At 59.4% G+C, this 18,182-nt stretch carries 17 protein-coding genes and 1 pseudogene; 6 read left to right on the top strand and 12 right to left on the bottom strand.

Going from position 1 to position 18,182, the window contains the following annotated elements; genetic code table 11:
* Window positions 1–3: 3 nt before the first annotated feature.
* Window positions 4–300, bottom strand: coding sequence for a conjugal transfer protein TraC (gene traC, locus BHD07_RS12955; RefSeq protein WP_338280945.1), 297 nt, complete (start codon window positions 298–300; stop codon window positions 4–6).
* A gap of 253 nt (window positions 301–553) precedes the next feature.
* Here traC and traA point away from each other — a divergent pair, with 253 nt between their 5' ends.
* The 5 genes and pseudogenes from traA to BHD07_RS12930 all read left to right on the top strand — a co-directional run bounded on the left by traA (window position 554) and on the right by BHD07_RS12930 (window position 7,511).
* Complete coding sequence (gene traA, locus BHD07_RS12950; RefSeq protein WP_338280943.1) at window positions 554–3,865, top strand: Ti-type conjugative transfer relaxase TraA; 3,312 nt, start codon at window positions 554–556, stop codon at window positions 3,863–3,865.
* Complete coding sequence (gene traF, locus BHD07_RS12945; protein ID WP_338280580.1) at window positions 3,862–4,428, top strand: conjugative transfer signal peptidase TraF; 567 nt, start codon at window positions 3,862–3,864, stop codon at window positions 4,426–4,428. Before traA ends, traF begins: the two co-directional genes overlap by 4 nt.
* On the top strand, window positions 4,418–5,581 hold the full coding sequence (locus tag BHD07_RS12940) for a conjugal transfer protein TraB (RefSeq protein ID WP_338280577.1): 1,164 nt from the start codon (window positions 4,418–4,420) through the stop codon (window positions 5,579–5,581). Before traF ends, BHD07_RS12940 begins: the two co-directional genes overlap by 11 nt.
* Before the next feature lie 17 nt (window positions 5,582–5,598).
* Window positions 5,599–6,207 carry a TraH family protein gene (locus BHD07_RS12935; protein WP_338280576.1) on the top strand — a complete coding sequence of 203 codons (609 nt, stop codon included), beginning with the start codon at window positions 5,599–5,601 and terminating at the stop codon, window positions 6,205–6,207.
* Window positions 6,208–6,312: 105 nt separating this feature from the next.
* Window positions 6,313–7,511 (top strand): annotated as a pseudogene (locus BHD07_RS12930) (ATP-binding protein).
* Between the two features lie 249 nt (window positions 7,512–7,760).
* On the opposite strand, the gene BHD07_RS12920 reads toward BHD07_RS12930, so the two are convergent.
* Together BHD07_RS12920 and BHD07_RS12915 are read right to left on the bottom strand one after the other, a co-directional pair.
* Window positions 7,761–8,393, bottom strand: a complete 633-nt coding sequence (locus BHD07_RS12920; protein ID WP_324765115.1) for a DUF433 domain-containing protein — start codon at window positions 8,391–8,393, stop codon at window positions 7,761–7,763.
* A gap of 98 nt (window positions 8,394–8,491) precedes the next feature.
* On the bottom strand, window positions 8,492–8,713 hold the full coding sequence (locus BHD07_RS12915; protein ID WP_324765114.1) for a helix-turn-helix domain-containing protein: 222 nt from the start codon (window positions 8,711–8,713) through the stop codon (window positions 8,492–8,494).
* A gap of 243 nt (window positions 8,714–8,956) precedes the next feature.
* Between BHD07_RS12915 and BHD07_RS12910 the strand changes: the two genes are divergently transcribed.
* Window positions 8,957–9,277: a transcriptional repressor TraM gene (locus BHD07_RS12910; protein WP_324765113.1), complete on the top strand. Its 321-nt coding sequence runs from the start codon at window positions 8,957–8,959 to the stop codon at window positions 9,275–9,277.
* 3 nt (window positions 9,278–9,280) lie between these two features.
* On the opposite strand, the gene BHD07_RS12905 is transcribed toward BHD07_RS12910, so the two are convergent.
* From BHD07_RS12905 to BHD07_RS12865, 9 genes are all read right to left on the bottom strand, one after another.
* Window positions 9,281–9,985, bottom strand: coding sequence for an autoinducer binding domain-containing protein (locus BHD07_RS12905; protein ID WP_324765112.1), 705 nt, complete (start codon window positions 9,983–9,985; stop codon window positions 9,281–9,283).
* Window positions 9,986–10,308: 323 nt separating this feature from the next.
* Window positions 10,309–11,610, bottom strand: coding sequence for an IncP-type conjugal transfer protein TrbI (trbI, locus tag BHD07_RS12900; RefSeq protein WP_338280572.1), 1,302 nt, complete (start codon window positions 11,608–11,610; stop codon window positions 10,309–10,311).
* Window positions 11,611–11,622: 12 nt separating this feature from the next.
* The gene (gene trbH / locus BHD07_RS12895; protein ID WP_338280570.1) at window positions 11,623–12,060 is read right to left on the bottom strand and encodes a conjugal transfer protein TrbH; all 438 of its coding nucleotides are present in this window, start codon (window positions 12,058–12,060) and stop codon (window positions 11,623–11,625) included.
* Window positions 12,061–12,063: 3 nt separating this feature from the next.
* Entirely contained in the window at window positions 12,064–12,876 is an 813-nt protein-coding gene (gene trbG / locus BHD07_RS12890) for a P-type conjugative transfer protein TrbG (protein WP_338280568.1), read from the bottom strand.
* A gap of 16 nt (window positions 12,877–12,892) precedes the next feature.
* Window positions 12,893–13,555, bottom strand: a complete 663-nt coding sequence (locus BHD07_RS12885; protein WP_338280566.1) for a conjugal transfer protein TrbF — start codon at window positions 13,553–13,555, stop codon at window positions 12,893–12,895.
* A 24-nt stretch (window positions 13,556–13,579) separates the two neighbouring features.
* A complete protein-coding gene (gene trbL, locus BHD07_RS12880) occupies window positions 13,580–14,755 on the bottom strand; it encodes a P-type conjugative transfer protein TrbL (RefSeq protein WP_338280564.1) in 1,176 nt (391 codons plus the stop codon).
* Window positions 14,749–14,949, bottom strand: a complete 201-nt coding sequence (gene trbK / locus BHD07_RS12875; RefSeq protein ID WP_338280562.1) for an entry exclusion protein TrbK — start codon at window positions 14,947–14,949, stop codon at window positions 14,749–14,751. Before trbK ends, trbL begins: the two co-directional genes overlap by 7 nt.
* On the bottom strand, window positions 14,946–15,749 hold the full coding sequence (gene trbJ / locus BHD07_RS12870; protein ID WP_338280560.1) for a P-type conjugative transfer protein TrbJ: 804 nt from the start codon (window positions 15,747–15,749) through the stop codon (window positions 14,946–14,948). Before trbJ ends, trbK begins: the two co-directional genes overlap by 4 nt.
* Entirely contained in the window at window positions 15,721–18,177 is a 2,457-nt protein-coding gene (locus BHD07_RS12865; protein WP_338280558.1) for a conjugal transfer protein TrbE, read from the bottom strand. The genes trbJ and BHD07_RS12865 overlap by 29 nt, the downstream gene beginning before the upstream one ends.
* Window positions 18,178–18,182 lie beyond the last annotated feature (5 nt).

Genomic DNA, 18,182 nt, shown 5'->3' with positions numbered 1-18,182 from the left:
CGCTCAAGCCTCCGCAGTCCCGCCCGCAGCCGCGCCAGCCGCGTTCTGCGCGGACGGTGCGCTGCTTTCCCCGACGCCAGCTCCTTTCTTCCCTCCGGTCGTGCGAACCTCGCCTCCGCGAAACCGTTTCGCCAGATCCTCGAAGGCCACCTGCAGCTCTGCCTCGTCGATCTCGATGTCGCCCAGACCTGCTTTTAGCGCGATCCGGCCGATCCGCTCGGCCTCGCGGGTCTCGGCGACCTTGAGCTGTTCCTGGAGTTTGGCGATTTCGTCGCGGATCTTCGAGGATGGCTTCTTCATTCCGTCTGTCTCCCTTGGGTGAGAAAGCTTGTCTTTCGAACCCAGTTTCAGGGAGGTGAGCGCGGAACGCACTACTGTGAATCCTACAATCGCCAAAGCGCAAGCTTTGGTGAATGATCCCGGCCGTTCCGAAGGAGCGGATCCGAAGGGCGCAATTATACGTCGCTAACGCGACGCCCTTGCTGGAGGCCTGGTGGCCCCGCCGCTCTCGACGAACCTGTTGATTTCGTTCGCAACCGGGAAAGAATTCGCCGTGGCCGTCCCTCACTTCTCCGTCAGCGTCGTCGCCCGTGGCTCCGGCCGCAGCGCCGTCCTGTCGGCGGCCTATCGGCACTGCGCCAAGATGGATTACGAGCGCGAGGCTCGAACGATCGACTACACTCGCAAGCAGGGATTGCTGCATGAAGAGTTCGTTATTCCTGCCGATGCCCCGGAATGGCTGCGTGCAATGATCGCGGATCGTTCGGTCGCCGGCGCCTCCGAAGCCTTCTGGAACAAGGTCGAAGATTTCGAGAAGCGCTCCGATGCCCAGCTTGCCAAGGACGTCACGATCGCACTGCCGATCGAACTGAGCGCTCAGCAGAACATTGCGCTCGTACGGGATTTTGTCGAGCGCCACATTATATCGAAGGGCATGGTGGCCGACTGGGTCTATCACGACGCCCCTGGCAATCCGCACGTTCATTTGATGACGACGTTGCGGCCGCTGACCGAAGACGGTTTCGGCGCCAAGAAGGTTGCCGTGCTCGGGCCGGACGGCAATCCGATCCGCAACGATGCAGGCAAGATCGTCTATGAGCTCTGGGCTGGAGGTATCGACGATTTCAACGCGTTTCGCGACGGATGGTTTGCTTGCCAGAACCGGCATCTGGCGCTGGCCGGTCTCGACCTTCGCGTCGATGGACGGTCCTTCGAAAAGCAAGGGATCGATCTCGAACCGACCATCCACCTTGGCGTCGGCACCAGGGCGATCGAGCGGAAAACCGATGTTGCCACGAAGCCGGTCGAGCTCGAGCGCATCGAACTGCAGGATGCGCGTAGAGCGGAAAATGCGAGACGGATCGACCGCAATCCGAAGCTCGTCATCGACCTGATCACCCGTGAGAAAAGCGTGTTCGACGAGCGTGATGTCGCCAAGGTCTTGCATCGTTACATCGACGATTCCGCCCTGTTCCAAAGCCTTATGGTTCGGATCATCCTGCATCCCGACACGCTCCGCCTGGAGCGCGAGCGGATCGACCTTGCCACCGGTATCCGAGTGCCGGTCAAGTACACGACCCGCGACATGATTCGTCTCGAAGCCGAGATGGCCAATCGAGCGGTCTGGCTGTCTCAGCGGACTTCGCATGGCGTTCGCGACGCGGTGCTGGCAGCGACATTTGCGCGTCATGAGCGTCTTTCGGACGAGCAGAAAACGGCGATCGAGCATGTATCGGGATCCGAGCGGATTGCCGCGGTGATCGGCCGCGCCGGCGCCGGCAAGACGACGATGATGAAGGCTGCGCGCGAAGCCTGGGAGGCGGCAGGCTACCGGGTTGTCGGCGGCGCACTTGCCGGCAAGGCGGCCGAGGGCCTTGAGAAGGAAGCCGGGATCGTCTCTCGCACGCTGTCGTCCTGGGAACTGCGCTGGAACGGGGGGCGTAACCAGCTCGATAGCAAGACGGTCTTCGTCCTGGACGAAGCCGGCATGGTGTCGTCGCGGCAGATGGCGCTGTTCGTCGAAGCCGTAACGAAGGCCGGTGCCAAGCTCGTTCTCATCGGCGATCCCGAACAGCTTCAACCCATCGAAGCAGGCGCCGCGTTTCGCGCGATTGCCGATCGCATCGGCTATGCCGAACTCGAAACCATCTATCGCCAGCGCCAGCAATGGATGCGCGATGCCTCGCTTGATCTGGCGCGTGGCAACGTCGGCAGGGCAGTCGCCGCCTACCGTACCAATGGCAAGGTGATCGGATGGGATCTGAAGGCCGACGCCGTCGACAACCTCATCGCCGCCTGGGACCGCGATTACGATCCGGCGAAGACGTCCCTGATCCTTGCCCATTTGCGCAGGGACGTTCGCATGCTGAACCAGATGGCGCGCATCAAGCTGATCGAGCGCGGGGTTCTCGACAAGGGAGCCATGTTCAAGACGGCGGACGGCGATCGCAATTTTGCCGTGGGCGACCAGATCGTGTTCCTCAAGAATGAGGGCTCGCTCGGTGTCAAGAACGGCATGCTGGCCAAGGTCGTCGAGACCGCGCCAGGCCGGATTGTTGCGCGGGTCGGCGAGGGCGAGCCTGCCCGCCAGGTCCTGGTCGAACAGCGCTTCTACAACAACCTCGATTATGGCTATGCCACGACGATCCACAAGAGCCAGGGCGCCACCGTCGATCGGGTGAAGGTGCTCGCGTCGCTGTCGCTCGATCGGCACCTCACCTATGTCGCCATGACTCGTCACCGTGAGGATCTGGCCGTCTATTATGGCCGCCGATCCTTCGCCAAGGCCGGCGGGTTGATCGCGATCATGTCGCGAAGGAATGCCAAGGAAACGACTCTCGATTACGAGAAGAGCGCCTTCTATCGCGAGGCGCTTCGCTTTGCGGAAGCGCGCGGTCTGCATCTCGTCAACGTCGCCCGAACTCTGGTTCGCGACCGCCTGGAATGGCTCGTCAGTCAGAAGCAAAAACTTGCCAATCTCGGTGTTCGCCTTGCCGCCGTTGCCGGCAGGCTCGGCCTTGTCAGCGGCGCCACGCAATCCTCAACCCAACCCAGCACCAAGGAGGCAAAGCCGATGGTCTCGGGCATCACAACCTTTGCCAAATCAATCGACCAGGCCGTCGAGGACAAGGTCACAGCCGATCCCGGCTTGAAGAAGCAGTGGCAGGAGGTTTCGACCCGTTTCCACCTCGTCTACGCGCAGCCGGAAAGCGCGTTCAAGGCAGTCGATGTCGACGCGATGCTGAAGGACGAGAGCGTTGCGAAATCCACGCTGGCGACGATCGGATCGAACCCTGAACACTTCGGTGCGCTGAAGGGCAAGACCGGCATGTTCGCAAGCCGCGCCGACAAGCAGGAGCGGGAGAAGGCTGAGACCAATGCGCCGGCGCTCGCGCGTAACCTCGATCGCTATCTGCGCCAGCGGGCGGATGCGGAACGCAAATATGAGGTCGAGGAACGCGCCGTCCGTCTGAACGTGTCGATCGATATTCCGGCGCTCTCGGCAAACGCAAAGGAGACCCTCGAACGTGTGCGCGATGCGATCGACCGGAACGACCTGCCGGCCGGTCTCGAATATGCGCTTGCCGACAGACAAGTGAAGGCCGAGCTCGAGGGTTTCGCCAAGGCTGTAGCGGAGCGTTTCGGCGAACGGACCTTCCTTCCTCTGGCTGCCAAGGACTCCAGCGGACAGACCTTCAATGCGATCACGGGTGCAATGACGGCCGGGCAGAAGGCCGAAGTGCAATCGGCGTGGAATTCGATGCGGACGGTGCAGCAGCTGGCCGCGCATGAGCGCACGACCGAGGCGTTGAAGCAGGCAGAAAGCCTGTGCCAGAAAAAGAGCCAGGGGATCTCCTTGAAATGACGGCGCAAGTGTCTGCACCTCGGATGGGACCTACGCAAAGATCGAATGCCGTCGTGCTTTTGCTGGTGGCAGCAACCACCCTTGCCGGCAGTGTTGCTGCGGCCATCATCGGCGGCTACCGCATCAATCTGACACCGAGCGAACCCCTTGGCCTCTGGCGCATCTCGGCGCTCAATCGAGTGGTGTCGACCGGCGATCTCGTCTTTATTTGTCCTCCGCAAACGCCTGTCATGCGGGAGGCCAGAGCGCGTGGCTATCTCCGCTTCGGAACGTGCCCGGGCGGGGTCGCGCCGCTCATCAAGACGGTCATCGCGGTTCCCGGGCAGCATGTCGAAATCGGTGCGGGCGTCACGATCGACGGGCATGCGATCCCTTTCTCCGATCTGGCTCAGCGCGACGGCGAGGGTCGGCCGATGGTGCCTTATTCCGGCGGCGTCGTGCCGCCAGAAAGCGTCTTCCTGCACTCACCGTTGAGGAGCTCCTATGACTCCCGCTACTTCGGACCCCTTCCCGTCGCGGGCATCCTCGGCCTGGCGCAACCGGTGCTCACCAATGCACTGTGAGCACGTTCGGCCGGTCCTGTTGATTACCGCTTCAATCATTGCCGGAACGGTTGCTTGGAGCGGGAACGTCCTTCTCCTTCCGCTCGCATGCACGTTTCCGACCCTCTGGGCGCTTGCGCGAAAGAGGCTGACGGCTGCGTGTGTCTCGGCCGGCTATTTTCTCGCTGCATCACGCGGTCTGCCACAAGGCGTGGCGGCCTTTTACGCGTTCGACCTGTGGCCTGGCTTGGCTCTATGGCTCTGCGCATCTTTGAGCTTTGTCGCGGTCCACGCGATCCTCTGGACAAGACATTCTGGCATTCGTCCGATTTGCTATCTGGTGGCGGCCGCGCTCATGGCTATCCCCCCATTTGGCATCACCGGTTGGGCGCATCCGATCACCGCCGCGGGCGTGCTGTTTCCAGGGTGGGGATGGTGGGGGCTGGTTGCCACGACAGCCGGCCTCATGGGCCTCGTTACCCGCATGTGGCCGGCTGTCCCGATCGTCCTCATTGGGTTTTGGGCATGGTCCGCCGCAACCTGGGACCCACCGAAACTACCGGAGGGCTGGCGGGGCGTCGATCTCCAGTTCGGAGCTTCGCTCGGTCGCGACGTCAGCATTGCGCGTCACCGTGATCTGATTGCCACGATGAAGGGTCAGGCATCCGGCGGCACCCGCACCGTTGTTCTTCCCGAAAGTTCTCTGGGCTTCTGGACGCCCACCGTCGAGCGGCTTTGGGTAAAAGCACTGCAGGAAAGTGACGCCACCGTCATTGCCGGCGCCGCCATCATCGATGCGAACGGCTACGACAATGTTCTGGTCGCGATTTCAGGCGACGGCGCTCAAATCCTCTATCGCGAACGTATGCCTGTTCCGGGCTCGATGTGGCAGCCTTGGCGCGCCCTGCTGGGTCAGAGCGGCAGCGCGCGGGCGCATTTCTTCGCCAACCCGCTTGTGACCGCCGTCGACGCTCGGATCGCACCGCTGATCTGCTACGAGCAACTGATCGTCTGGCCCGTCCTGCAGTCCCTGCTGCAGGAGCCGGACTTCATCGTCGCTGTCGGCAATGGCTGGTGGACCAAGGGGACATCGATCGTCGCCATCCAGCGCGCCAGCACTCAAGCTTGGGCGCGCTTGTTCGCGAAACCCCTCGTTCTTTCCTTCAACATCTGAATGCCAAGGAGCCCGCCATGCTCGACGCTGCCCTGATTCAACAATGCGCAGACCCCTCGTTGAAGCCCCCGATCGTCGAGCAGTTCGTGACCGCCGCGGGCGCAAATGATCCACTTGCCGTCACCGTCAAATCAGGTGGCCGATTGATCCTCATCCCGAAGGCGACGACGCCGGACGAAGCCATGGCGATCGTCCGGCAGTATGCCGGCCAAGCGGTGGTGCGTGTCGGCCTGACGCAGTTTCCGGCGGGCGTCGGAGTCAAGGATGCTTCCGATCTGCAGCCCGATCTGGTCGACGCCTGCGAGAACCTTCGCAAGGGAACTGCGATGTTCGCCAAGGTGCTTCGGATTGTGGCCAAGTGGTACGGCAACCCTTGGAGCGACGAGGTCTTTCCGCACATTTTCGACGATGCGATCTACGCTTGGAAGACCGGCGAATTCGAAGGCGTGCGTGTGTTTCAGGCTCCTGATCCGGGAGGGAGCGCGACGACAGACAGTGCGTCATCCTCAGACGCGGACGCCACCGACAGCTCTCCTGAGGATGCGGCCACTGAAAGTCCGGGGAAAAGCCGCAGCGTTGGATCGGCGGAGATGCGAATCGACCTTTCCCGGATCGGTGGGAAATAAACGACTGGAAATTTGAGACCTTCGTTCGCTGCCAAGTCAGATATAGACGGCTGCGCGATTAAAATTGGTCGGGAAATGACTTTAAAATAGACGGAGGCTCGTCCGATAGTCGAGACTGCGCTTGCCGACACTCGTGTCGTCCTCATAGCCGGCCCAAGGCAAGCTGGAAAGACAACTCTCGCGCGGCAATTCTCAGGCCCTGATCGCGCCTATATCACCCTCGACGACGCCGGCGCGCTCAGTGCTGCCAAGGCTGATCCGGTCGGTTTTGTCCGGGGCCTTAACAGGAGCGTGATCGATGAAGTTCAGCGGGCGCCCGAACTGATACTGGCAATTAAGGAAAGCGTTGACCGCGACAACGCCCCGGGCCGATTTCTACTCACAGGTTCGGCCAATCTGGCAACTGTGCGCGATTGCGGACTCCCTTGCCGGGCGCATGGCCGTGGTCCCGCCCTGCCTTTCGCCCAGTCCAAAATCCGTTCGACCCCGGGTGATTTGCTGGATCGTCTATTCGCTGGTGAGGAACCCGCGACCGGCGAGGACGCTATATTTGGTGATGATCTTCTGGAAACCGTGCTGCGCGTGGCTATCCGGAGGTCTTGCGTAGAGCGACGCCTGCCCGGCGGATCGCCTGGTTGGAAGACTACGTGGCCCTGATTCTCGACCGGGACGTTCGCGACATCGCCAACATCGATCAACTCGATCGACTGCCGCGGTTGCTGGATGTTCTTGCGGAACATGCCGGCCAACTGGTGAACCACAGCAGTTTCGGTGCCGCATTGGGACTGTCGAGCGTCACCGCGCAAAAATATGTAGCCATTCTCGAGCGGCTTTTTCTGATCAGAACGCTGGCGCCATGGTCGAACAACCGGTTAAGCCGGCTGATAAAAACGCCCAAACTGCACTTTCTCGATACGGGACTGCTGGCGAGCTTGCGGGAGGACGTATCCGAAGCGCTGCGTGAAAACAGAACACGGTATGGAGCGTTGCTTGAAAGCTTCGTTGTTTCCGAGCTTTTGAAGCTTGCCTCTTGGTCTGACCGGCGCTTTTCGTTTTCGCATTACAGGACCAAAGATCAGGACGAGGTCGATGTCGTCATCGAGGATCGCCGTGGTCGGATCGTCGGAATAGAGGTCAAGGCATCAGCGACGGTGAAGACTGAGGATTTCAGGGGATTGCGTCAGTTGCAGGAAGCGGTTGGCGGTCGTTTCGTGCGTGGACTGGTCTTGCACGATCATGACCGCGTGACGCCTTTCGGAGAAAAATTGCAGGCAGCGCCCTTGTCCATTCTATGGACCATGTGATTGCTGAGCAGCGTCAGGATGTTTCAAACCGATGCCCACGCATCTATTGCACGGCCGGTATCCGCAAAGCTTCCGGAAGTCGCGGCCTTTGTTCGTCACGAGGATGAAATCCCCCTTGATGATCCGAGGCATCAGATGCCAGTCGGTTTCGCCGCTAAACCCGAGCCAATTCACATTGGAAACAATCCTGGCTGTGAGCTTGGGCCACGGCCACGAATGATGTGTGAGGGCATTCATCAATAAGAAACTTCACGAGGTAGAGCCAGATGGTTTGGGGACGTTCTCGTTCCGAAGGACCAGGCGCTTCACGGATTTCACCTTCAGGCCCTGCTCCGAAAGCTTCCTCGGACGTCCCCTGGCGGGATGGGCCGCAACCCAGATCTCGGCAAGTTCCACCATACGCTCGGTGAGCGAAGGATAGCCCTCAACGATTTCCGCTGTACTTGCGCCTTGGGTCTTCATCGCGGCAATCGTTCGTACAGGAACACGGGTTCGCTTGAAAACCGGCTCGCCACCCACGACACCTTTCACGCTTTCAATCATTCGTTCGGCTTCTCGAAGCGCCTCGGCCCGCGCGGCCAGTTGTTCTCGTGCCCGCGCAACGTCGATAATGAGATAATCGTCTGCCCTGACAGTTTCGGCATCGGGATTCTGGTCGATGGTGTCGAACAAGCGCTTGCGGCGCTCGGCAGACAAGATCGATCCGACGCCGTACCAGAGCTTCAACCGAAGCAGATCCTGATCGGTGAGTGCTCGACCCCTGCTACCAACGAGATGAGTCTCGATGATGCGCTTGTCGATCGCATTGTGCACCGATTTCACAGCGATCTCGCTGACAGCCGCCGCCTCGGCGGGCGTGTAGACGTGTGATGTGCTGGTCATAATCATTCTCCTTATGGAGAATAAATATTGCAGGAGATGGCTGCCGTAAAGGCCGACCTCGCTTTTCGATCTCGCTGCTGATCAGGCTAGCAAGGCGTTCATTTCTTCTCTGCTGTCCGTTTCAGCAAATCAGACGCTTCTACTTCTAAAACCATTGCCAAGCGATCCACCACATCGATGCTCGCATTGTAAACGCTGCGTTCCAGGGAACTGATGTAGGTGCGATCGATACCTGCGCGATAAGCAAGCTCTTCTTGCGACAGGCCTTTGGCCCGACGCGCGGCTTTCAGATTTCGTGCAAATACCTCTCGAATCTCCATGATCGAGAGAGCAACGGCTTGTAGAGTATTTCACCACGGAGTATTCTCTACATCGACATTACATTTGACGAATCAAGGTGATGCCGCGGTGGCCGAAGCTTCTCTTCGTGTGGGACGGTGAACCGTTCGAAGATTTCGACTCTCTCCTATCCTCCGGTAATCTGGTATCTAATCGCAAGCGTATGCGACGCGAACTAAGCCTCGGTTCTTGGCGGTCTTAAAATGAAGTTAGAGGAGACAAGGATGAAGAACGCCAGCTCATCCGGGGCAGACGAAAAAATTGGAAGACAATCTCGCTGCGGTTTGATGCAAAAATCGGAATTAGAGGTCCTGGCTGTTTCGGCGATCCTCGAACACCGCCGGCTTCTCGCAGCCGATCAGGCCGTCTATGACGAGTGGTCGCGCGCAAGCGACGACCCGTCAACTTCCAGTTCCGTGCTCCAGACGCTTCAGGACGAATATATCGCACGTCAGAAAAAGTCCGAAGCCCATCAGGAGAAGCTCTCGGAAATTCTGGATGCACTCGGCTACGTTCCAGACGTGCCGTTTGAAGGCGACGATTAGACCTCAGACCAGGCCGCGATCCTTCGCAATGGCAACGAGCTGCGGCACAGACTTCGCGTCAAATTTCTCGCGCGCCTTGTCGAGATAATGCTGCACGGTTCTGGCCTTGATACCAGTGAGCATCGCCGTTTCAAGCGCGGTCCTCCCCTTCGTTGCCCACACAAGGCACACCATTTCGCGCGGCGACAGCATTCGTTTCGGGTTGATTGCAGTTTTCGCTGCGATGATTTTCAGTTGGTAATAGACAGCCATCACCAACTGAACCGCCTTCTTGGGATCCAGCATCCCTGAAATATCGACCTTTCTTTCCGAGGACGCGAAGGTCAGCATCATCGTGGATCCGAAACTGCCCTCAACCGGAATGGTGATGCCGCAGCGAATGCCGTGCTCAATGGCCTCGTCGCGAAACCGCCGAAGCGGAGAAGATCCTCGGGCAGGCCACTTATCGGCTGTCCAGAAAAACATACCTCGCCCGTGCTTTCCCTCCCTCACAACTGGGTCAATCCGTGAATAATCGCCACCGAGATAAATGCCCTCCCATGGTTCGGGATAGGAATTGAAGGTCCTGAGTTCGAGAGCTTCTGCTTGCAGATAGGCAAACCGGTCATATCCGCACGAATGGGCAAAGGTTTTCAGCGCACTTTTCATCATATGCTCGTCTTGCGCGGCTTCCAGCATATCGATGAGCGAGCGAACATGTCCGTCCACGGCTTTTCTCCTTACGTTCCTGACGCGGCGGCTCGTCTTCCCCGGCATCGTTCGTCGAAGAGGCAGATCAGCTGACCCGCGTACAGGGGGTCGTGGGGCAACGATAGCGTTTCGGACCTTCAGTCGATGTCTGAATCGCAAACCTGGTGTACCCGCGTCACGCGATGCAATGCGAAATTACTACCCAGCCCCGCGAAACTTTCAAGCGCGGTCAATCCGGAAAGGTGGCGGGAAATAGAAGGATTTCATATTGCGTGGTTGCACCGCCACACCTTGGTTCAACCTAAGGCATGGCGGCTGAGCATAGTCGCTGCCCCAAGTGGTTAAATTCCACGGTAAGCGGACGGGAAAATGATGTCCTGGTCCACTAACACGTTGAATCTGTAACCTGGCCGAATGCGGATTGTTGGCTGAACATTCAGGTTCTTCGAGATTGTCTGCTCCGCCACCCGACCAAACGATTCGGCGAAGTTTCTTCGCGCCGCATCGGATGCGGTATCCTGCGTCGCAAGCGTCGAACTTTCGGGCATTGACATGTCGATCCCGGTCCCGATCAAGGCAACGAGTGCTGCCGAACTCCACGTGCGCCATAGGTGCCGATCGACCTTGTCCTTTAAGCCGCCATATCCTTCCGAGTCAGTGCCTGCCATGCCCCCGATCTGAAGGGTTGAGCCGTTCGGAAAAATGAGGTCCGTCCAGACGACAAGGACCCTTTCCTGCCCGAATGAGACCTTGGAGTCATAGCGGCCGAGCAGCTTCGCACCCTGCGGTATGAGGAGCCGGTAGCCCGTCGCGCTATCAAAGACGTTCTGGCTCACCTGCGCTGTGATCCGTCCCGGAAGATCAGAGTTGAGGCCGGTGATCAACGTAGCGGGAACGACCGAGCCGCGTTTCAATTCGTAGGGCGAGATCTGCTTCACGGTCTGATTCGGCAGATAACCGAGATCTTTGATGTCCTGGTTGAAAAAATCTTCCTTCGAGGTTTGGCCATTCGGATCGACATTCTGACCCATAAGGCCGGCGTTCGTTGCCGCGGCATAGAGATCCGAGACCCTCGTGCCTGCCCCAGTCGAATTTTGGCCGCTCGAGTCTGTGGTAATCGTTGCGGCTTTTTCAATTTCGGAAATATCGACCTTCAATGGGGAGTCCAGCGCCGTTGCACGCGCCTGCAGGCGAGCCATCCGCTGGCGCTGGGCCTCTCGGATATACTGTTCATCCTGCTCCCGCTTCAAACGGTCCCGCCATTCTTCTTCCGATTCCAGCGGGGGGCGTCGCTCTTCCTGTTCGAGGGGTCGGCGAGCAACAGCCGGCGCCTCCTTCTCAACTTTCTGCTCGACGGCAGGCGTTGGCTGAAACGCTTCCCGCTCAACCGGCTCACCGATGATGCCGTCGGCAATGCCGCGCTTGAGCTGGTCCCCGAAATTGGTTGCGGGAGTATTCGAAGCACTGTCGATATCGCTGTTTCGGGCAAAGGGAAGCCCGCGCCACGACAGTCCGATCACGACCACGCCAACGAATAGCGCGACGAGAACGATGGCGATGATGATCGGCAGCCGATTGATTCGGCGCATGCTGTTCTCATCATCGGCATGAGCCGACGCACCAAGATAGAGAGACTGGACCATATCTGTCTCCCCTCAATTACGCTGCATGACGGAAAGCGGGCTTGCCGGCGTAGCGCCGACTGCTGTTGCTGTATACGCCCGGCCAAGGGCGATAGACGGCGTGGAGAGTCGCGCGAGCACCTGACCGTCAACGCCATCGATCGAATAGGCGAGCTCGACGGGTTTCACGTCCTTTCCGATCTTCCCGTCGGTAACGACCGTGTAGCCCCATCCCTTCAGCGCGGCCTCGAGGGCCATCCCATACTCCGACGTGCCCTTGCCCATCATGATGGTTGTGGTGCCTGCCGGGCCAATTTGCTCGGCGAACCGGCTCGCCATATCGCCGGCGATTGCGCTTGCGGCCGGGGCAGTCACCGCAGTGGCGTTTGAGCTGGTGTCCAGTCCCTCCTCGGCAGTTTGGCAACTGGAAAGAAAAACGGCAGCGACGATGAAAACGAGAGCTTTGCGCATCACTCAGCCTCCCCGCCGGATGGTGATCTTTTGTTGCTGCCAGCCAACTCCGGAGACGAGGATCGCCTTATCGATTGCGTAGTCGACGATCATCACGTCGTTCTTCATCCGGTAATTGACGACGCGGTTCTGGCCCCCGTTGACGACGAACAGCACAGGCGCATCCTGTCCCGAGATCGATTTGGAAAACTGGATGTAGGTTTTTACACCATCCGAATAGACGCGCTTCGGCTTCCAAGAGGCGCGCCCACTCACCGAGTAGGAGAAGTTCAGTTTATCGGGCGCCGTTCCGAGTGTTCCGCTGGTCTCGAGCCGGGCATTGATGTCCGCAAGCTTGGTCGAGACATCCTCGGGATATTCGAAGCCAACGCGGGCCATGTACTGGCTCGGATGGGACTTGAGTTGGATGTGATAGGTACGCCGCGACGTCGTGACCACCATGGAGGTGACGAGGCCGGGTTCCGACGGCTTGACGATCAAGTGGATAGCCTGACCGCCGGTGGCGCCGGAGGTCGCCGGCTCCACCTTCCAGCGAACGGTGTCGCCGACGAGGACATCGCGGACAATCTCGCCGCCCTGCAGCTCAATATCGCAGACCTGCAGCGGCGAGCAGACGACGGACGGCTGAGTTTCGCCGAAGAGAAAGATGACCTTGCCATCCAGCCCGGTGGTAACCAGTCCGGGTGTGCCGCGCCACTTCCGCGAAATGTTAGTTCCCTTCAACTCGTTCGACGTCATGCTTTGTGCATGAGCACCCGTCGCAATGACGAGTCCGGCTATGCAGCCCGCGGCTGCGATCAATCCTGTTCTTTGCATGTGAAGTCCCCTGCCCTTATAGCTGTGCTGTCCAATCGAAATCCCGGACGTAGAGACCGATTGGATTGTGGCGGATGGTCGCCTCGTCCTGTGGGGCCGTCAGCGTGACCGTCGCGATGCCGCGGAACCGGCGTGTGCCCGTTTCTTTGCCCTTCCGGTCCCGTTCGTATTCGGTCCAGTCGATCTGATAGGTCTGGTTCGAAAGCGCGACGATGTTGTTGACCTCGATGGCGACCGTCGACAACTTGGCCTTCTCGAACGGCGAATTGCTTCGGAACCAGTCATTTATCTTCTGCGTCGACGGATCGGACGTCCGAAGGAGTGCGTAGGTTCGGTCGATGTATTGCTTCTGAACCACGGCGTCCGGCGTGATCGAACGGAAGCTGGTGACGAAAATTCCGAGCGTGGCGCGCACCACCCGAACGTCGGCGTATTCGATCTGTTCAGGGAACCCGGCGGTCGCTGCGGTCCCAAGTTTGTCGACTTCGACGATATAGGGAACCAGTTTGACTTGGGTGCTGAGATACATGGCATACCCGAAGGCGATCACTGCCATGGCCAGACCCAGAATGCCGACGATGCGCCATGCAGCGGCTGCCTGGACATAGGAGCCGTATCGCTCACTCCATTCCTGGCGCGCGGCAAGATACGGGTTTTCGGGGGCGCGGTTCGCTGCCATCGACTGATCACTTTCTGATTGCTGTTAATCTTTGCGTTCGGGAGGTGGCTTTGGCCCGCTCTGCCCGCTACGACTCTGGTCCAGCTTGGCGTTGGCGAGCCCGAGAATCGATCCTGCATAAGCACCAGGAGAACCGATGGCCTTCTCCTTGGCAGCCGAGCCCGCCGCTTTTCCTGCGGATCCGATCCCTGCGCCAAAACCTCGAAGCATGGCACCTGCACCGGATGACCCTGCGGCCCGTGCGGTTTGAGTCGCCGCGAATCCCGCCCCGGCTGCACCGGCCGCGAGGAACCCTGCCCCGGTGGCAAAGGATGCCGCCTGACCACCGTGCCTGATCGCCTCCATTCCACCTGAAACGGATGCACCCTGAACGACACCTTGAATGATACTCGGCACATACATCGCGATGATGAAGACCACCACTGAAATGCCGGCGACCGCCAAGGTCGTGACGAACTGGTCCGAGGAGGCGGTTGGAGTATTCGCAAGACCCATCAGGACCTCGGATCCAATCTTTGCGATCATCACCAAGGCCATCAGTTTCATGCCGACGCCGAAGGCGTAGACGAGATAACGGACAGCAAAGTCCTTGGTGAAGGAGGATCCGCCAAGCCCGAGCATGATCATGCCGGCAAGCAGGCCGACATACATCTCGACCATGACCGAGACGAAAATTGCTGCGACCAGCGAGAAGCAGATGACGACGACACCCATCGCCAACACCGCCGCAATCGCCAGCGCATTGTCCTCGAATACGCCAAATTTCACTTGCTGCGACATTTGCGAGGCAACCCGGATACCGGCGTCGAACACTTCAGCAGGCGACGCCGATCCGCCGCCCGCGCCGATCTGGAAGAGGCTGTCGACTACCGCTCGGGCAAAGGTCGGCCCTTGAGTGAGAACGAAGGCGAAAAAACCAATGAACATGATCCGCCGCACAAGCTCCGCGAACCAGCTATCGAGCGATGCAGCGTGCAGCGCCAGCCAGACGGCGGCAATCCCCACCTCGATGGTCGCCAGGATCCAGAAGAGAGATTTCGCCGCATCCATGATGGTCGTCTCCCACCCTTTGGCGGCGGTCGAGACCTGATTTTCCAGTTCGGTTAGGACTTGTCCCTGTTGGGCAAAGGCGGGAGCTGCAAAGACGAGGCAAAGGATGCCCGCGATTAGTAATGACCGTTCAAGATTAGATTTCACCATCTTGGGCGCATCTCCTGGCCATCTTTGATCGGCGGCAGCGCTTTGTTCGAGCCGAAGAATTTTTCCCTGACGGCGCGTTGTTCCTCAGTGAGCGGGGGTTTGGTGGTGTCTCTGGATTTGACGATCAGCACCGTCGCCGCAGATGAAACAGCGGCAACAACCACAAGGAGGACAATGACGACAGCGCGGTTCACCAGCGGGGCTCCATCTTCTGACCTTCCGGAATGCTCTTGATCTCGGCGTTGAAGAACTTCTCCCGCCGGGCCTGGGCCAGGTCCTTGTCGGTTTGTTCGGTCTGAAGCCACGTCCCCATCATCGTCATCTGCTGGGAGACGAGACCGCGCAGCTTCTGCATCTGCGCCACCTGTTGCGCGGCGATTTGGTGACCCACTTGCAGGGCCTTCATCTGGCCATCTGATGTCTCGGACATCGACCGTAGTGAGGACATCGTACTTTCCTCGCTGTCGAACTGGTCGGCCGTCAGGTTCGCTGCCTTCAGCGTGCTGGCGATGGTTTCGCGGTTAGTGTCGGACCAGGTCTGGTAACTCGACGAGAATTTCTCGGTGTTGGGCAGATTGGTCCTAAGGCTCGAATAGCTTTGGAAGCGCTGCTGCAGCACGTCATCGGCGTTGCCCATGGAAAACGAAATGCTCTGGCCCTGGTCGACGATGCTGCGGAGATGATTGAGGTCGCTTTCTACCTGTCCCCACATATGCGACGGGAGGGTCGCGGTGTTTTGCAGCAAGTTTTGGTAGATGTTGAGCTGCGTTTCGATCTGCTGTGCCAACTGGCTGATCTGGGTGAGCTGGTTCTGGATTTGCTCGCCGGATTGGCCAACAAGGGAAACGAGCTCGCCATTGTTGAGGACCTGCGTCCACTCGGTCGCAGCGCCGGTGGCGGTTCCGGCCTCGGCGGGCTTTGCTTCGCCGGTAGCCACCACGAACGCCGCCAGACCAGCGAGCAATCTATTCGAAGTTAAGCAACGATGCGGCATCGTGGACTCCTTTCATTTGAAGCCAGTGGATCGGCCAGTCGCGGCCGTGTTCGGAATAGAGGGCGCGGATGCGCTTGAGGTCTTCCTTGCCGGATGCGCCGACGAAGCTAAGCGCCAGCGGCCCGAGCGCCATATCGAACAGCCGTCGGCCTTCAGGAGTGACGACGTAGTATTCGCGCTTGGGAATCGCGTTCGAGACGATCTCGATCTGCCGCTCGTTGAATCCGATCCGGTCGTAGAACTCGCGAGTTCCAGGCTCTCTGGCGGCACCATTCGGAAGGCAGATCTTTGTTGGGCAGGATTCCTTCAGCACGTCGATGATCCCGGAGCGTTCGGCGTCGGAGATCGACTGTGTGGCGAGCACGACGGCGCAGTTGGCCTTACGCAGCACTTTCAGCCATTCGCGTATCTTGCTGCGGAACACTGGATGGCCGAGCATCAGCCAGGCCTCATCCAGCACGATCAGGCTGGGAGCGCCATCGAGGCGCTTCTCGATCCGCCGGAACAGATAGGTCAGTACGGGCACGAGATTGCGTTCGCCCATGTTCATCAGTTGTTCTATCTCAAAGGTCTGGAAGGCACCGAGCGTCAGACCGTCTTCCTCGGCGTCGAGAAGCTGTCCCATTGGACCATCAACGGTATAGTGATGCAGCGCGTCTTTGATTTCACGCATCTGCACCCCACTTGCGAAGTCGGACAACGATCTTCCGGGCGCGCTGACCATCAACCCGATCTGGCGGGAAATTGCATTGCGATGATCGGGGGTGATGGTTACGCCTTGCAGGTCCACCAGCATCTCGATCCATTCCGTGGCCCAGGCCCGATCGGTTTCGCTGGAGAGGTCCGAAAGCGGGCAAAAGGCCAGCGCCTTTCCTTTTTCTTCAGAGCCGCCACCAATCTCATAGTGATCGCCGCCAGTGGCGAGCGTCAGGGGCAGGAGCGAGTTTCCCTTGTCAAAGGCAAAGATCTGGGCGCGTTCGTAGCGTCGAAACTGCGCCGCGATTAGTGCCAGAAGCGTCGACTTGCCCGATCCGGTCGGTCCGAAAATGAGAGTGTGACCAACGTCGTCGACATGAAGATTCAGCCGAAACGGTGTCGACCCACTCGCGACCTGCATGAGCGGTGGCGAGTCCGGCGGGTAAAAAGGGCACGGTGCAACGGGGTTGCCCGACCAAACAGAGTTCAGTGGGATGAGGTCGGCGAGATTGCTGGTATTGATCAGCGGCTCGCGCACATTTGCGTACCAATTGCCTGGAAGGCTTCCGAGATAGGCGTCGGTTGCGTTGAGTGTTTCGATCCTCGCTCCGAAGCCTTCGGCCTGTATTAGCCTGCGTACCGCCTCCGCCTCCTCCTGCAAGGCTTCGCGATCACCGTCGAATAGAACGACAACCGGGGTGTAATACCCATAGGCGACCAACTGCGAGGAGGCTTGCGCGATAGCGTCCTCGGTCTCGGCCACCATGCTCATGGCGTCCTGATCGATCGAACGACTTTGCGTCTGGAATAGCTGGTCAAAGAACGGCCGGACCTTTTGCTGCCATTTCTTGCGGGTGCGCTCGAGCTTTTGCCGCGCCTCCTCCGCATCGAGGAAGATGAAGCGCGATGACCAGCGATAGCTTAGCGGCATCAGATCAAGGCTGTGGAGAATCCCCGGCCAGCTCTCTGCCGGCAGTCCGTCGATCGCCACCACACCCAGGTAGCGGCTTTCAACCTTTGGCGTCAGCCCATGCTTGAGCTCGGCTGTCGCGATCCAGTCGAGATACATGGGAGCATCCGGCAGCCGGATTGGATGGTTTTCGCCCGTAATACAGAAGCGAACGAATTGCAGCAGTTCGTCATAGCGAGCGACCCTCTCCCCGCCCCTCTCGACGACCTCGCGCGTTTCCATTCGCCGGATCGAAAGGGTGTTGGCAAAATACTGCTCAATCTCCCGGACAGCGTTCTTGAAGATGAACAGCACCGTGTCGGCATAGGTCTTCTTGCGGCTCCCCTCGTCCGAGTAGATGTATCTGCTGAGGGCCGTCTTTTTGGGCTCCAGGGGCCGATAGGTGAGGATAAGAGCGTGCTTGCTCTCGAAATGCCGCTGATCTCGCGCAAAATGCGCCCGGCGCTCGGCATCAATCGCCCGGGTGACCGGGTCCGGGAAGTGGCACCGGTCCTCAGACGGATAGTCAACCGTCGGAATACGGATCGCTTCGACCTGGATCATCCACCCGTTTCCAAGACGCGACAGAATGGCGTTGATCCGTCGCGATAGCTCATTGCGTTCCAGATCGGTGGCACTTTCGGTGTCGGGCCCAGCAAAGTACCAGCCAGCCATAAGGCTGCCGTCCTTCAATAGCAGGACGCCATCGTCAACCAGACCGGCATAGGGGACGAGATCCGCGAAGGATGGGCCGGTTGCCCGGAACCGTTTAAGAGCGACCATGCAAA

The organism is Sinorhizobium sp. KGO-5, assembly GCF_036245905.1.
Taxonomy (GTDB): Bacteria; Pseudomonadota; Alphaproteobacteria; order Rhizobiales; family Rhizobiaceae; genus Sinorhizobium; species Sinorhizobium meliloti_A.
This window is presented reverse-complemented; position numbering and strand designations above follow the sequence as displayed.

Coding starts and splice junctions, on each gene's coding strand:
- BHD07_RS12885 (WP_338280566.1), bottom strand. CDS start 13,555: ATGGCAGCGAACCGCGCCCCCGAAAACCCGTATCTTGCCGCGCGCCAG.
- BHD07_RS12920 (WP_324765115.1), bottom strand. CDS start 8,393: ATGACCAGCACATCACACGTCTACACGCCCGCCGAGGCGGCGGCTGTC.
- traF (WP_338280580.1), top strand. CDS start 3,862: ATGACGGCGCAAGTGTCTGCACCTCGGATGGGACCTACGCAAAGATCG.
- BHD07_RS12910 (WP_324765113.1), top strand. CDS start 8,957: ATGAAGAACGCCAGCTCATCCGGGGCAGACGAAAAAATTGGAAGACAA.
- BHD07_RS12935 (WP_338280576.1), top strand. CDS start 5,599: ATGCTCGACGCTGCCCTGATTCAACAATGCGCAGACCCCTCGTTGAAG.
- trbL (WP_338280564.1), bottom strand. CDS start 14,755: ATGGTGAAATCTAATCTTGAACGGTCATTACTAATCGCGGGCATCCTT.
- trbH (WP_338280570.1), bottom strand. CDS start 12,060: ATGCGCAAAGCTCTCGTTTTCATCGTCGCTGCCGTTTTTCTTTCCAGT.
- trbJ (WP_338280560.1), bottom strand. CDS start 15,749: ATGCCGCATCGTTGCTTAACTTCGAATAGATTGCTCGCTGGTCTGGCG.
- BHD07_RS12915 (WP_324765114.1), bottom strand. CDS start 8,713: ATGGAGATTCGAGAGGTATTTGCACGAAATCTGAAAGCCGCGCGTCGG.
- traC (WP_338280945.1), bottom strand. CDS start 300: ATGAAGAAGCCATCCTCGAAGATCCGCGACGAAATCGCCAAACTCCAG.
- trbI (WP_338280572.1), bottom strand. CDS start 11,610: ATGGTCCAGTCTCTCTATCTTGGTGCGTCGGCTCATGCCGATGATGAG.
- trbG (WP_338280568.1), bottom strand. CDS start 12,876: ATGCAAAGAACAGGATTGATCGCAGCCGCGGGCTGCATAGCCGGACTC.
- BHD07_RS12940 (WP_338280577.1), top strand. CDS start 4,418: ATGCACTGTGAGCACGTTCGGCCGGTCCTGTTGATTACCGCTTCAATC.
- BHD07_RS12865 (WP_338280558.1), bottom strand. CDS start 18,177: ATGGTCGCTCTTAAACGGTTCCGGGCAACCGGCCCATCCTTCGCGGAT.